This window comes from Paenibacillus sp. FSL R10-2778, from assembly GCF_038593035.1.
In the GTDB taxonomy this organism is placed as follows: domain Bacteria; phylum Bacillota; class Bacilli; order Paenibacillales; family Paenibacillaceae; genus Paenibacillus_AQ; species Paenibacillus_AQ odorifer.
In genome coordinates this window covers 1,119,233-1,132,476 of sequence record NZ_CP151956.1, presented here as the reverse complement: position 1 = coordinate 1,132,476, position 13,244 = coordinate 1,119,233, and the positions used below count along the sequence as shown (strand labels likewise).

At 43.4% G+C, this 13,244-nt stretch carries 13 protein-coding genes; 5 read left to right on the top strand and 8 right to left on the bottom strand.

The window, feature by feature from the left end; genetic code table 11:
• Positions 1-104: 104 nt before the first annotated feature.
• Positions 105-1,292 carry a glycosyltransferase gene (locus NST40_RS04885; RefSeq protein WP_076129244.1) on the top strand — a complete coding sequence of 396 codons (1,188 nt, stop codon included), beginning with the start codon at positions 105-107 and terminating at the stop codon, positions 1,290-1,292.
• A 67-nt stretch (positions 1,293-1,359) separates the two neighbouring features.
• Here NST40_RS04885 and NST40_RS04880 read toward each other — a convergent pair whose 3' ends face one another.
• The 3 genes from NST40_RS04880 to thpR form a co-directional block, all read right to left on the bottom strand.
• The gene (locus NST40_RS04880) at positions 1,360-2,043 is read right to left on the bottom strand and encodes a metal-dependent hydrolase (RefSeq protein ID WP_076218346.1); all 684 of its coding nucleotides are present in this window, start codon (positions 2,041-2,043) and stop codon (positions 1,360-1,362) included.
• A 74-nt stretch (positions 2,044-2,117) separates the two neighbouring features.
• A complete protein-coding gene (locus tag NST40_RS04875) occupies positions 2,118-3,044 on the bottom strand; it encodes a cell wall hydrolase (protein ID WP_076137184.1) in 927 nt (308 codons plus the stop codon).
• Positions 3,045-3,121: 77 nt separating this feature from the next.
• Positions 3,122-3,724, bottom strand: coding sequence for an RNA 2',3'-cyclic phosphodiesterase (gene thpR, locus NST40_RS04870; protein ID WP_076218347.1), 603 nt, complete (start codon positions 3,722-3,724; stop codon positions 3,122-3,124).
• A gap of 89 nt (positions 3,725-3,813) precedes the next feature.
• Between thpR and NST40_RS04865 the strand changes: the two genes are divergently transcribed.
• Together NST40_RS04865 and NST40_RS04860 are read left to right on the top strand one after the other, a co-directional pair.
• Positions 3,814-4,770 (top strand): D-2-hydroxyacid dehydrogenase, encoded by a 957-nt coding sequence (locus tag NST40_RS04865; RefSeq protein ID WP_076129248.1) that lies wholly within the window; start codon positions 3,814-3,816, stop codon positions 4,768-4,770.
• A gap of 78 nt (positions 4,771-4,848) precedes the next feature.
• Positions 4,849-5,364, top strand: a complete 516-nt coding sequence (locus NST40_RS04860) for a GrpB family protein (protein WP_076218348.1) — start codon at positions 4,849-4,851, stop codon at positions 5,362-5,364.
• 75 nt (positions 5,365-5,439) lie between these two features.
• Here the strand turns inward: NST40_RS04860 and dgt are convergent, their stop codons facing one another.
• Entirely contained in the window at positions 5,440-6,849 is a 1,410-nt protein-coding gene (gene dgt, locus NST40_RS04855; protein ID WP_076218349.1) for a dGTP triphosphohydrolase, read from the bottom strand.
• Positions 6,850-7,127: 278 nt separating this feature from the next.
• On the opposite strand from dgt, the gene NST40_RS04850 reads away from it, so the two are divergent.
• Complete coding sequence (locus NST40_RS04850) at positions 7,128-7,877, top strand: polysaccharide deacetylase family protein (RefSeq protein ID WP_076129284.1); 750 nt, start codon at positions 7,128-7,130, stop codon at positions 7,875-7,877.
• A gap of 66 nt (positions 7,878-7,943) precedes the next feature.
• The gene (locus NST40_RS04845) at positions 7,944-8,942 is read left to right on the top strand and encodes a helix-turn-helix transcriptional regulator (RefSeq protein ID WP_076218350.1); all 999 of its coding nucleotides are present in this window, start codon (positions 7,944-7,946) and stop codon (positions 8,940-8,942) included.
• Between the two features lie 379 nt (positions 8,943-9,321).
• Here NST40_RS04845 and modB read toward each other — a convergent pair whose 3' ends face one another.
• The 4 genes from modB to NST40_RS04825 all read right to left on the bottom strand — a co-directional run bounded on the left by modB (position 9,322) and on the right by NST40_RS04825 (position 13,173).
• Positions 9,322-9,978, bottom strand: a complete 657-nt coding sequence (gene modB, locus NST40_RS04840; RefSeq protein WP_179087456.1) for a molybdate ABC transporter permease subunit — start codon at positions 9,976-9,978, stop codon at positions 9,322-9,324.
• Between the two features lie 40 nt (positions 9,979-10,018).
• The gene (gene modA / locus NST40_RS04835) at positions 10,019-10,807 is read right to left on the bottom strand and encodes a molybdate ABC transporter substrate-binding protein (RefSeq protein ID WP_076194200.1); all 789 of its coding nucleotides are present in this window, start codon (positions 10,805-10,807) and stop codon (positions 10,019-10,021) included.
• A 514-nt stretch (positions 10,808-11,321) separates the two neighbouring features.
• The gene (locus NST40_RS04830) at positions 11,322-12,287 is read right to left on the bottom strand and encodes a WYL domain-containing protein (protein ID WP_076129254.1); all 966 of its coding nucleotides are present in this window, start codon (positions 12,285-12,287) and stop codon (positions 11,322-11,324) included.
• A 199-nt stretch (positions 12,288-12,486) separates the two neighbouring features.
• Positions 12,487-13,173: a hypothetical protein gene (locus tag NST40_RS04825; protein ID WP_076185039.1), complete on the bottom strand. Its 687-nt coding sequence runs from the start codon at positions 13,171-13,173 to the stop codon at positions 12,487-12,489.
• Positions 13,174-13,244 lie beyond the last annotated feature (71 nt).

Here is a 13,244-nt window from a genome sequence, read left to right as displayed (position 1 = left end):
TCTATTTACGTCTTACTTGTATAATGTGAGTATAGTATAGATTTCCTAGTATAATTAGAAGAAGGAAAGCATCTCTATAGAAAAGGAAAGTAGCAGGTGAACTTATGCGAAAGAAAAGAGTACTGCTGTTTTCGGAAGGCTTCGGTACGGGCCACACAGGAGCAGCCTATGCTCTGGCCGAAGGAATAAAGCTGCTGAATCCGGATGTCCAGTGCCGAGTCATCGAGCTGGGGAAATTTCTTAACCCGACGGTCGCCCCTTGGATTCTTTCCGCTTACCGCAAAACAGTTAGCAGCCAGCCTAAGCTGGTCGGCATGATGTATAAGACACAATATCATAAATCATTGAACCCGTTGACTAAAATGGCGCTTCACCGGATTTTTTATACACATGCTTCACAGGTGATCGAACAGCTAAAGCCTGATTTGATTATCTGCACTCATCCCATTCCGGCTGCGGTCATTTCCAGACTAAAGCGTCGTGGATTAAATGTGCCTCTGTATACATTAATTACAGATTATGATGCACATGGGAGCTGGGTAAATTCCGAGGTCAATCGTTATCTCGTATCTACCCCACGCGTCAAATCCATTCTGACAGGCCGTGGGATCGCTCCAGAGCTAGTAACCGTCACTGGCATCCCAGTGCATCCAAAGTTCTGGGAACGCTCCAACAAGACGCTGCTGCGCAAGGAACTGGGATTGGCTGATATCCCAACCGTACTCATTATGGGTGGAGGCTGGGGGTTAATGTTCGGCAAAGAGATTATGCATTCCCTCACCGCCAGAATGGATGATATTCAGCTCGTGTTCTGTATGGGCAGCAATGAGAAGCTAATCGCCAAAATGAAGTCCAATCCGCTGCTTAATCATCCCAATGTTAAAATTCTGGGATATAGCAGTGAAATCAATAAATTGATGGATGCCTCAGACCTGCTGATCACGAAGCCTGGAGGGATGACCTGCACAGAAGGTCAGGCCAAAGGAATTCCGATGCTTTTCTATAAAGCTATTCCAGGTCAGGAAGAGAAAAACTGCCAATATTTCGTAGAGCTTGGGCTGGCAGAGGTGCTCGACTCGGAAGTAGTGAACAAATGGTTCACTATGATGCTTCGTGAATATTCAGTTCTGGAAGAGCAACGCAGACGACGTCTCGCTCCAGATAAACATCAACCGCAAAGCTGTGCGACTACTGTTCTGAAGATGTTAGGTAACCCCGTAAGCGAGGCAACTGAAATTAGAGGCTCTAGAGCGCAAGCACGTAATGAAGAACCTGTATGTATTACACCTTAAAGAATAAGCAGGTAGTCAGGGAATTTCCCCCGGCTACCTGCTTTTTTTAATATAAAATCGGATTGGTTTAAATTTCTACACTCTCACCAGCTTTAAGCGGGAAACCTTCTACTCCCTCTTGGTGCAGGCGATCGCAGAAATCAGCACCATCCTGAGCAATATCCGGAAATGTATTGTAATGTAGCGGGATCACCTTATCCGCCCGCAGCCAGCGTGCGGCCAGCAAGGCGTCATCCGGTCCCATGGTTAGCATATCACCTATAGGCAGAGCTGCCAGGGCAATCGCATTCCTTTCTCCAATGAGGCGCAGATCGCTGAATAGCGCGGTATCCCCCGCATGGAAAATCGTCTTGCCCTCAATCGTCAACAAAATCCCCGCGGGTTGTCCAGCATAAATCCAAGAGTCGCCCTCCTGAATGGATGAGGAATGAAATGCCTGCGTAAATTTCACAGTCATCCCGGCATAGGTATGACTACCACCTATATTCATGTGCTTTACTTGTGCACCCTTCATCCGGCAATATTCGGCAAGCTCAAACACCGCAAAGATCGGACAATCATTCTGCTTGGCAATTTCGACAGCATCTCCAAAATGGTCAGAGTGGCCGTGAGTAAGCAGAACGGCATCAACTGAAATATTGGCAGGTGAAATACCGGAGTTCGGATTGCCTGACAAAAAAGGGTCAATAATAACCTTTACGTTCCCCGTCTCTACCAGCAGAGCTGAATGTCCATAATAAGTGATTTTCATGGTTATCTTCCACCTCCAGATTCATATAGTTTAGTTTACCCTATATAGCACTGAGGTTCACAGATCCACCAAATTTATTTATAAAAAGTATGATTGCCAATGGTTTTAACATAAGTCTGTGTATGATGTACGGTCAGATCCTGTGCAAGTTTTAGCGACAAGAAAAAGTAAGTATTATCGGGAACTTCCTTTACTCCGGAGAGTGCAGCATTCACCGCTTTAATACTATCATCGTTAGGCTTCACACGGTTAAGACGCCCGTTAGCTACAGGGCTGAACTGGCTCTTCTGATAAATAACCTTATATATCGTGTCGGGGAAATTGGCTGACCGCAGCCTATTCAGAACAACGTTGGCAACTGCCACCTTGCCCTTGTACGGTTCACCTTCCGCCTCTGCCATTACAATTTTTTGTAGCAGAAGCAGTTCTTCTTCGGATACAGCGTAGCGCCGGGTTGCTTTACTTTGCTGCTCCTGGCTTAATAGCTCTGTCCGAGAGAAGTACAATGTTGTGAGGGGATGTTTCTGAGAAGCCGAGACTGTCTTCGCTGTCGCCTGACTACTCTTTGTTGCTGTTTCCGCCAATTGCGACGCTTTTTGCGCAGCTGGCTTGGATTGTACTACATCAGCCTTCACCCGAATAATGGAAACGTTCGATGTGTTTTTTGTGTTTTTTTGTTTTAATTTTTTTACACTAAGCCATTCCACACCCTTCGCCGGTTTCCAAGCGGAACTTAAAAGACTGAATGTGTTATTAAGCTTATTGGCTTGTGTAACTTCAGTAATGCCCCTCGTAATGCTACTCGTTATACTAGACTTCGATTCATCTTGCAAAAGAGAAAGTACGGATGCACGGCTAGTGGATTGCAACTTATCCATCTGCACCCTGTCCATCTTCCCTTCCGCAACTTGTTCGGGTTGCAATAAGCTTATGGCAGAGAAACACACTAGTATAACGCCAACGAGCAACGCAATATAGCGGTTTTGTTTAAAAATTAACATGATATTCCTCCTATTTCACGGCACATTCCTATTGTATGTAACCGAAAACGGAAGCTTTGAAAACTTTATTATCGATTTTAAACTGTAAACTTTTCAATAATTTCATACATAGGAATGGCATACATTCTGGTAGCATACAACACAAAACTATCAATCGTCCAGTCTCTCTGATAGTTTTTTAGGTTCCAATCATCATCCAATTTCAGTAAATTTTCCAGCAATTTATCATCATATGAATTTTTTCCCCGGTACTTTCGAGCCACGGTAAGATGCGGTTTATAGGCCCTGGATTCGCCTGAAAAACCTAGTGGAAACGTCGCTGAATGCACTCTGGCAGCTAATTGATTTAATGCCTCTATTTCGCCGGAAACCCCTATCCACAGGACTCTTGGGGAAGCTGGAAGACCAAATGTGTCCCATTTGTCCAAAGAGAGATTGAAGGGTCTGCCTTGCCCCGCAGTCTGCCTCAAGGATTTCACTAAATCTGGAATTTTGGCCTTTGGGGTATCTCCTAAAAATTGCAGGGTAATATGATAATCTTGCGGATTTGTCCATTTAGCAAAATCAAAATTTTCAGATAGCTTTGAACATGCCTGCGCCACTATTTCTTGCAGCTCAGAAGGTAATTTCACAGCTAAAAAAAGCCGTTCTGATTCGTTCTCTGATGCTTTAGCATCCATGGTCAATTTCACCTTCTCCAATAGATTTGGTATTCTTAACCTATAACATGATCCATATCCATTAAACCACAAAGTAGGAGGAACACATCATGACTAAGTCTATAGTATGTCTACAACCACTTACATCTCAGCAGCAGGAAAGGATCAAAGCGGCTGCCCCAGGCTATACATTTACACAAGGAGACGCAAAAAATCCGGATTTGCAGCTGCTTGCAGAAGCAGAAATTGTAATTGGCTGGGCAAAAGGTATTTCGGATACACTCCTTCGCCCCGAGTCCTCCCTTCGCTGGGTTCAGTCCTGGTCTGCTGGTATTGAGAAGCTTCCTCTCGATCGTCTTAAACAACAAGGAATCCTGCTAACCAGTGGGAGCGGAGTTCATGCCGAACCTATTTCTGCGGTAATCTTCGGGTTCATACTTCTCTTCACCCGTAATTTGCATACAGCTGTACGCAATCAGCAGAACCGTATTTGGAAATCTGATGGCAGTGAAAGCGAGCTGTTCGGTAAAACAGCCGTAATAGCTGGAACTGGAGCGATCGGCAGTGAAACCGCCAGAATTGCTAAAGCCTTCCGGATGAAGACTATCGGTGTCAGCCGTTCCGGTAAGCCAGTCGCAGACTTTGATCAAATCTATACAACAGATCGTTTATCCGAAGCTGTAAGTCAAGGCGATTTCATCATCAATACCCTTCCTATTACCGATGAGACCAAGCATTTATTTAATGCCACCAGCTTCTCCGCGTTTAAAGAAGGCTCCTATTACATTAACATTGGCCGGGGCGCAACTACCGATACAGAGGCGCTGATCGATGCATTGAATCGCGGACAACTCCGTGGTGCTGGGTTGGATGTTTTTGAGACCGAACCCCTTCCGCAGGATCATCCGCTTTGGTCTATGGAGCAGGTTATTATCACTCCACACTCCGCTGGAATTACAGATCAATACGCTGACCGGATCGTTAATATTTTTACCGAAAATGTGAAGTCTTACTTATCATCAGGCACACCTTCTCTAAATCTTGTTGATTATGACCGGCAATATTAATAATAAGCTTTACAAAACAGGAACATCTGTTCTATAATAAGAAAATCCAAAGTTATCCATAAAGAGAGGGTTAGTGCAATGAAGGTCACGGTCACAGAATTTAACGAACAATGGAGTCTAATGTTCAACGAAGAAGCTCAGAAGATTAAAGATATCTTTGCTGATGCCCTCGTTGATATTCACCACATTGGCAGCACTTCTGTTTCCGGACTCAAAGCGAAACCAATCATAGATATAATGCCTGTAATACGAAATATCGAAGCTGTAGATGGGTTCAACCAGCAAATGACAGCACTTGGTTATGAATGTATGGGTGAGTTCGGTATCAGTGGCAGAAGATATTTCAGAAAAGGCGGAGATAGCAGAACCCATCATGTTCATGTCTTCCAAATGGATAATAAGATAGATATCGGTCGTCATCTGGCTGTAAGAGACTACCTTCGATCACATCCGGAAGCGGTTAAACAGTACGGAGATTTAAAAGATACTCTTGCCAAACAATTTCCAGAGGATATTGGAGCTTATATAGACGGGAAAGAAGAATTTGTGGTTAATCTTGAAAAAACTGCATATGAGTGGTATTTAAATCAATAATCCTTATAAAAATAGCCCCTGCTGTTCATTTAGATCATCCTAAATGAACAGCAGGGACTACTTGTCTAAGAGCCTCTAATCCAAATCATAAATCGAGCCGACTTTCAGTCCGTACAGCTCATTATATATTTTCTCTGCAAAAGCATCAGTCATCCCTGCGATATAATCAATCACCATATGCTCCCAAGTCCAAATCGGCTTTGCCTGCTTCTGATCTTTCTCAAAGCGCTGCAGCCAATCCGATGGAATAATGGCTTTAGAGGTCTGTGGATCCAGAAATGCTCCCCATAGTCGGCGCAAAATCCACTCACTACGTTTCTGCAGCCGCTGCACACGCAAATCACGGATCATAGTGACCCATGCGAAGCTTTTCAGCACACTGACGGTCCGCAGCATATCTTCATCTTCTTTTCCTTCCTTTATAAAGGTGACCTTCTTCCAGTCTCCATCTTGGATCACTCCCAAGCTTGCGACAAAGGTACTTACCCAATAAGCCTTAACTTCACGTCGAGTGCGGGAATAGTCGTTTTCACAGGTTGGCATTTTTTCCTTCCAAACCCGAAGAAATGAACTGAGCACTTCCTCGACCTTCGCGCGAATGCCTTCCTCTTCCCAGCCCTTCCAGAAGAAATCCTCGAGCGTGGTGATTTTCTCTACGATTAACCGTTGGATATAAGAATCATGCATAAAGTGTTCATGCACTTCAATCTTTCCGGCTTTAATCCCATCCTCCAGATCATGTGCAGAATAAGCGATATCGTCACAAAGGTCCATAAGCTGAGCCTCCAACGTTTTCTTACCTGCTGGTATTCCCCACTCTTTGCGGATCTCCGAAATATATCCCCATTCGTGCAGGTACATCCCCTTCTTCAGCGAGGTGCCGGGAAAAGGATACTTATTTATGCCTAGCAGCACAGCATCCGACAGATTTAGGCCATCAATATTTTCACGCTTCTCCAGAAACATAATCAGCCGATAATTGTGGGCATTGCCTTCGAAATGCTCATAACGTTGCTTCATCTGCTCCTGGATCAGCAGCCGATCCACACCCGTTGCGCCTGATTGCAGCGCAGCTTCGTTAGTTTTCTTTTCAATAAGCTGTTCCAAAATATTATCCAGCACTTCTTCCCCTTTATGTCCAAAGGGAGGATGGCCAAAATCATGAGCGATAGCTGCGCATTCCACTACCTCTGGATCGATAACAAGACCCGGATTCTCCGCCTTAGTGGTTTCCACTTCTGGATACGATCGCAGCAGACTTTTCGCCGCCTCACGGGCAATCTGCGCAACTTCAAGTGAGTGAGTCAGACGCGTACGGTAATAATCACCCGTCCCTGCTCCGAATACTTGTGATTTACCTTGTAGCCTACGGAAAGTAGGCGAATGAATCAGGCGTGAATAATCACGCTCATAAGCAGCTCTCGACGTTTCAAGGCGGGTAATCTCCGGATATTGCCGGTGTTCTCTTTTTTCAATAAGTGTCATATTCCCCCCCCTAACCAAATGTCTGTATATAGTACTTCATTATAAGGCATTTTCATAACTATTTTCACATCAAAATACAAAAGCTAATTTAATTATAAACGGGCATGTCGATAACTATGTAATCATCAGAAGCCAAAATGAATCTCATAACCTGTACATGAAGGATAGTAGAAAGAAGAAAGAGCACCAAAAAAGACTGGTTGTCTATACAAAACTTAAACTATGAATATACCGACCCCCAAAAGGAGCACTCTAAAATAAAAAAAACAGGTGAAATGATGAAAACTCGCAGCAAAATTATGATGATCACCCTTACACTCTTTTTATGCTTCACGAACTCTGCTCTAGGCAGTCCAAGCAAAAACCGCGACTACTACGAGAAAAGAGGAGACATGATTTGGGAAGTACATACTAACCAAAAAGTGATTGCATTGACGTTCGATGACGGTCCTGACCCTACTGAAACCGATCAAATCTTAAAGGTATTGAATCAATACCATGCGAAATGCACCTTTTTTGCGATAGGAAAAAGAATTGCAGCCTATCCAGAGGTAGCGAAACGAGTGATTGCTGAGGGGCATGAATTAGCTAACCATACCTACAATCACGTTTATTTTAAAAGACCTATTAATGAAGCCCAATTTGAGCAGGAGCTAAAATTGACCGAAGAAGAGATTATAAAAGTCTCCGGTAAACATAGTTCACTGTTCAGACCACCAGGCGGCATGTATGACGAGACCTTAGTAGATCTGTCTAACAATATGGGCTTGAAGCCCATATTATGGTCCTGGCATCAAGATACACGTGACTGGAATCGCCCAGGGGTATACAGCATTTCGAACAAGGTCATTCGAAATGCACGTAATGGAGACATCGTTCTGTTTCATGATCATGTGCACGGGCAGTCACAAACTAGAGAAGCGCTTAAAATTATTTTGCCCGAATTAGAAAAGAAAGGCTTTCGATTTGTCACTGTCTCTGAGTTGATCAAATTATCCAGTACACAGCAGGCTGGGAAACAACAATAGCCTAATTGCACAGGACTTCAAAATAGGGTAGTCTTGTCCTAATATGAAGTTCTGGAGGCTTTTGTGATGTCCGATAATACATCCTATACGACAGAGGAAATTGCCCGCTTATTAAAAATATCAAAATTAAAAGTATATGATCTAATTAAAAAAGGGGAGCTCCCCTCCTACCGTGTAGGAAAACAAATGCGCGTGGATCAATCCGATTTGGAAGCTTACAAACAAAATACACGGAGTGGGGTGTCTACCGCTAACCCTACTACTATAATGGGCCAGACTCCACCAGCAATCCCCTTGGCCTTTTCCGGTACAAATCCAGCTCAAATGCCAGCACACTCTCCTCACCTTAAAGCTGTAGGACACAGCTTGGTGATTACAGGTCAGGATATGTCACTGGATATTCTAGCTACCTATTTAGAACGGGCTCTGCCTACTGAACGTCCTCTTCGTTCTTATGCCGGGAGTTTAGACAGCCTGATTGCCATGTATAAAGGGGAATCGGACATTGTCAGCACACATTTACTCGACGGGGATACTGGAGAATACAACCTACCCTATATCCGTAAAATACTCGTCGGATGTTCTTATGTTGTAGTTCGCCTGCTAACCCGAAGTGCTGGTTTATACGTACAAAAAGGGAATCCCAGAGGTATTCAGGAATGGTCTCACTTAGAGCAGGATGGACTCACGCTGATCAATAGAGAACGAGGCTCAGGTGCACGCGTATTATTGGATGAACAGCTTCGATTGCATGGCATTCCAGCAGCCAGCCTATCAGGCTATATGAACGAGGAGAACAGCCATTTGGCAGTTGCCGGTAAAGTGGCCCGGGGAGAAGCTGATGTAGCCATCGGCACCGAGAAAGCCGCCAAGATTGTCGACGGCGTTGATTTTATTCCTATGATTCAGGAGTGCTACGACCTGGTGATGATAAAAAAACCGGAGCATGAGCAATGGATCGCTGCCGTGATTGATATTTTGCGTTCACCAGCCTTCCAGAGTGAGCTTGGATCCATTCACGGATATGATCTCACGGAAACTGGTACGATAATTTATGAGACTTAATGGTCGCAGACAGAAGAAGGAAGCAATCTGCAGAAGCGTTTAACTGTATTTCGTACAACTATATTACTTCGAACAACTAGCAAATTGTATATAACTGTATTTGGTACACCTATTTCTTTTGATTTACTACCTCATAGGCGTCTTTTCTAGTTTTAGTTGTATAGAATACAATTAAAACTAGAACGTTCCCTTGTGCAGACCGAATAACTGTATAGAATGCAGTTAACTCACAGACTCCATCAAAATTTAGCGGCGCTAAAAGCTGCATCAAAGTCGCCGGGTTTCCACTTGCTCAGCATCTGCTCAACCGCCCGCTTCAAACCAAAAACACCAGACAGCAACTCTCCCATAACCGGAGAATCGCTGTCTGGTGTTTTTTTTAAGAACGCCGATTCACAAACATCAGCATAGCGGCTGAAATAACAATAATTGAGCATACCCACATCCACGCGAGCGTCATATTGCCTCCATCTACCGCAACATAGATCGCTGTGGGTAAGGTTTGCGTACGGCCCGGAATATTGCCAGCTACCATGATGGTAGCACCAAACTCCCCAAGACCGCGGGCAAAGCCAAGAACATAACCGGCTGCCAGCGACCGGCCCGCAAGCGGCAGCGTGACATAGCGCAGTACCTGCAGTTCACTTGCCCCTTGTGCCCGCGCTGCATCTTCAAGATCTGCTTCTATCCCTTCGAAACCCGCCTTCACTGTGCGATATACGAGTGGAAAAGCTACAACTACAGCAGCGATAACAGCTGCCCCCCATGTGAACAGGATCGTCTGCTCCGTCATCTGTTCATACCATCTGCCGATCCAGCTTCGTCGGCCTAAAATAACTAAAAGCACAAATCCTACGACCGTCGGCGGCAAAACGAGCGGAAGCAGCATTATAGTCTCTACCAAGCTGTGGCCAGGAAACTTCCGGCCTGCCATGGCCTTCGCAGCAGCTGTTGCCAAAATGAATACAATCATGCTGGTAATCACAGATATTTTTACGGAAAGCCATACCGGGGCGAAGAAATCAGTCCAGTTTATTTCCAACCTTATTCCACCCGCTTCTACTCGTAATTTCTATTTAAGGAAGCAGGAAGCCATAACTTACAAAGATATCATTAGCTTCCTTGCTCTGAAGGTAACTATACAACTCCTTAGCTGCCTTTTGATTCTTCGAGCTCTTCACGATGCCTGCCGGATAATTAATGGCTTTGTGTACATGTGGACCGACCGTCAAAGCGATTTTAGTTTTCTTTGAAGTAAGTGCATCTGTCTTATAGACAAAACCGGCATCGGCATTTCCTGTTTCTACATAAGAGAGAACCTGACGCACATCCTTGGCAAATACGAGTTTGCTTTGCAGCGGATCCCATACCTTTTTCGCTGTCAGCGATTGCTGCGCATATTGACCCGCCGGCACAGATTCAGGCTGTCCCACTGCGACCTTCTTAAAAGCTTTATCCGTAAGTTGAGTAATCGTAGTTAATTTAACCTTTGAATCTGAGGGTACAACTACAACCAATTGATTCTTAAGCAGAACCTTATGATCGGAGACAAGTCCACCTTCCACCAGTGCATTCATCTGTTTATCACCTGCAGAGAAGAACAGGTCCGCCGGGGCCCCTTGCTCAATCTGCTTTTGCAGAGTGCCGGATGCTGCATAATTAAAAACCAAATCAATATCGGGATGTTTCTTTTCATAAAGGAGAGCAATCTTATCCAGACTGTCTTGCAAACTAGCCGCTGCGGAAACAATAATTTCGGTCTTCTTGGTAGCTGCTTGCACCTCTACACCTGAACCTGCAGACAAATTCACAACCAGAAGGATTGCCAATATCCCCATCACGGAGAGTGCCCATTTCTTAAACATTTCCATTCCTCCCAATTTCGTATGTATATATTTAGATGCTATTCTAGCATACAGTTTTTCGTTTTTCTACAACTACAGTTGTGTTTGGATATGTTTAGTTATATATTGTTATAATTAGACAATATACAACGATGATTTTGGCTTTTTGCACACAAAAAAGATGCCTCTGACACCCCTAAATAGGGCTGCAAAGACACCTAACAAGAATGATATTAATTCTTCACGTTAAAGCCAAGTACATTCAACATAATGGATAACCCACTCCCCCAGGAACCTCACCCGGATTAATATATTCATTTTTAAGAATCAAATGAATTTTGAGAATACCTTTCTTCTATATAAAATTGAACAAAGGTCAAATTCGAGAATAATAACAACCCTATAAATTATAATTATGTTATTTAATGTATGATGATATTATAAAAAGACTCACCAAACAAGAGAAATATTCTATAATTTTTGATTTGTAACAATATATGCAAACGAATATTTCATTTGAAGGTGAGAATCCATCTTATTTATATTGTGATATCCATTTCTCCAACTGCTGCCTGAGCACTTCACGATAATATAACGGCTCTATGATTTCAGCATCCTCTTCGAATCTCTTAATCCAGCGGACAAACGCAATATCTTGTTCCAACGCGACTTTAAAATAACAACACCGAGCTTGACGGTCTACTTTATTCGGCTTATAGGGCAGATCCTCTCTCTTAAGCCCTTCCATGATTCGCTCCGAAAATTTCACTTTAAACTCTACCTGCAAACTGTCGCGGTCAAGTGACCATTTTTGCTTCATAAAAGCTTGCAAATCAAATGATTCCTTTGAGAAGCAGCGGTTTAGTGGCTTCACGTTTGAAAAATCGTTGATATGATATGTACGAATAACACCCTGATGATGGCAAAATCCAATGAGATGATAACGATTTTCCAGTGGGACTAAACAATAAGGATCGATGGTTATTTCTTTCTCCTCCACTGCATTCTCACAATAATTCGCTTGAATACTCCTCTGCTTTAATAAAGCCTCCAATATAGGTGTTAAAAAAGATTGATGCTCCATCTGTGCACCGCTTCTTTCCAACCAGCTTGTACCTGCTTCTCTTCTTGCACGTTCTATCGTTTCTTCCCGCTCCGCCTTTCGCTTGTATTCAGCTGCAACTACTTTTTCATAAGCGCCTTCAAAATCGATAGGCAGAACGGGTTTAATATCTTCCATAATATAGCGTAGTTGCGAAAACGCAGACGCCTCTTCTTCCGACCAATCCAAAGGATAAAGTGCAAAATTGCCAATAAAAGCATAGCCTTTTCCATGTCCAAGGTGGGTTATAGGAATATGCATGGCGCTAAGCGCGTCCATATCCCGGTATATCGTTCTCTCGCTGTTGCCGCAGCGTTCCGCCAATTCACGGGCTAATATCCCTGGCTTGGCTTGAACAAGTGTAATAATGCGCATCAGTCGGATTAATCGGTCTGTCATATTCAGTTCCCCTTGATTTATGGTTAAATAGACCCATTATTTTATGAAAAAAAGTAATAGTGTGATAGAACTTTTTTACTATGTTACCACATTTTATATTACAATTCTTCTGATTATTTTCCGCCGAACCCGCTGACAAAACAAATTTATGTATAGGTCTTTTTTCGTCAATATGCATCTTCTAGTTGTATGTCCTATATCAATTTCCAGTAGCAGTTTTCCCCCGCTTCTGATACTCGAATCCAATCTGTTTATACAACATTTCGGCCTCTTTAAGTAGTAAAGGATCTCCAGAACGCACGGCTAGTAATAGTAATTTATCTGCGTGACGGCAAAGCATTTCATGAGCTTGACTATGTTGTCCTTCATTTTGCAACGTAGTTGCCTCCTCAATCGTTTCAGCTGTTTTTAACAATTCCAGATGTTTCTCTACGTGAAAGCAGCAGGTTTCACTCAGAACCTGAGTATGATGGGTATATTCTAGCTCAAGAACCTTTACTGGAAGCTCTTGAACACGCTCTACAGTTGGTTTTTTATATTTCCACTGTAAGGAAAGAGCTTCATATCTACCTGCAATAGTAGTAGAGATATTGAATTCCAAAGCAATAAACTTTCGTTGCCCCGTTTTTATTTTGCCAAGCTTAAGAAGTAGCGATCTGCCTTCACCGACTTCAAACTCACACCCATACGAACGCTTAAAAGTTACATGGGGTTCAAGCCAAACCCGCAGCTCAATTTCACGCGCAACCACTTTATAACTGCTGGGTCGGCTGTGCTCTGCAGGTATGTTCCCTTTCCATTCGACAAGCAAAATAACCTTACGATTGCCGCCTGCAAAAATACGATTTTGACTCCATGTGAATACGGGATGAATACTTTCTATCATTATTTCCACCTCTTTCTTTTTTTGGGTCTTCTATTAATGTACCAATAATGGCGGACAACTCCATGTCATGG

Coding starts and splice junctions, on each gene's coding strand:
- NST40_RS04845 (WP_076218350.1), top strand. CDS start 7,944: ATGTCCGATAATACATCCTATACGACAGAGGAAATTGCCCGCTTATTA.
- modA (WP_076194200.1), bottom strand. CDS start 10,807: ATGTTTAAGAAATGGGCACTCTCCGTGATGGGGATATTGGCAATCCTT.
- NST40_RS04865 (WP_076129248.1), top strand. CDS start 3,814: ATGACTAAGTCTATAGTATGTCTACAACCACTTACATCTCAGCAGCAG.
- dgt (WP_076218349.1), bottom strand. CDS start 6,849: ATGACACTTATTGAAAAAAGAGAACACCGGCAATATCCGGAGATTACC.
- NST40_RS04880 (WP_076218346.1), bottom strand. CDS start 2,043: ATGAAAATCACTTATTATGGACATTCAGCTCTGCTGGTAGAGACGGGG.
- NST40_RS04830 (WP_076129254.1), bottom strand. CDS start 12,287: ATGACAGACCGATTAATCCGACTGATGCGCATTATTACACTTGTTCAA.
- NST40_RS04885 (WP_076129244.1), top strand. CDS start 105: ATGCGAAAGAAAAGAGTACTGCTGTTTTCGGAAGGCTTCGGTACGGGC.
- thpR (WP_076218347.1), bottom strand. CDS start 3,724: ATGGATGCTAAAGCATCAGAGAACGAATCAGAACGGCTTTTTTTAGCT.
- NST40_RS04875 (WP_076137184.1), bottom strand. CDS start 3,044: ATGTTAATTTTTAAACAAAACCGCTATATTGCGTTGCTCGTTGGCGTT.
- NST40_RS04860 (WP_076218348.1), top strand. CDS start 4,849: ATGAAGGTCACGGTCACAGAATTTAACGAACAATGGAGTCTAATGTTC.
- NST40_RS04825 (WP_076185039.1), bottom strand. CDS start 13,173: ATGATAGAAAGTATTCATCCCGTATTCACATGGAGTCAAAATCGTATT.
- NST40_RS04850 (WP_076129284.1), top strand. CDS start 7,128: ATGAAAACTCGCAGCAAAATTATGATGATCACCCTTACACTCTTTTTA.